Below are 429 nucleotides of genomic sequence, written 5' to 3'. Positions count from 1 at the left end.
ATTCAATCAAAGTCTTTCCAATCACTCTGCCAAGTAATACAGTGGCAAATAAATCGAGGTAGGTAGCAGATAGCGGAAATGGAATATGAGATATAGTCTAAGGCAGTTACAGGTCTTTTTGGCTGCGGCACACTTTGAAAATATCACGCGAGCTGCCGAAAGTTTTTCCATGTCACAATCTGCTGCCAGCAGCGCCCTAAAAGAGCTTGAACAACAGTTTGATATTCAACTTTTTGACCGAATCGGTAAGCGTCTGCAACTCAATGAGTTGGGGCGACTGGTTCGTCCTCAGGCTGAATCACTGTTGGCGCAAGCAAGCGAACTTGAAACCAGCTTTAGTCAACATCTGCAACCCGGTCATCTAACTGTTGGCGCAACATTAACCATTGGTAATTACCTTGCCGTTGATCTAATGGCGCGCTACATGCT

Annotated in this window: 1 protein-coding gene; it reads left to right on the top strand. The window is 45.2% G+C overall.

Annotation, left to right across the window (positions count from 1 at the left end):
• Positions 1-85 precede the first annotated feature (85 nt).
• The coding region (locus BTA35_RS16960; protein ID WP_139363732.1) for a LysR family transcriptional regulator at positions 86-429 on the top strand (344 nt) is incomplete at its 3' end.

The sequence above is a fragment of the Oceanospirillum linum genome (genome assembly GCF_001995095.2).
Lineage (GTDB): Bacteria > Pseudomonadota > Gammaproteobacteria > Pseudomonadales > Halomonadaceae > Oceanospirillum > Oceanospirillum linum.
Note: the sequence above shows the minus strand (reverse complement) of the source record. Positions and strands in the feature narration are given on the sequence as shown.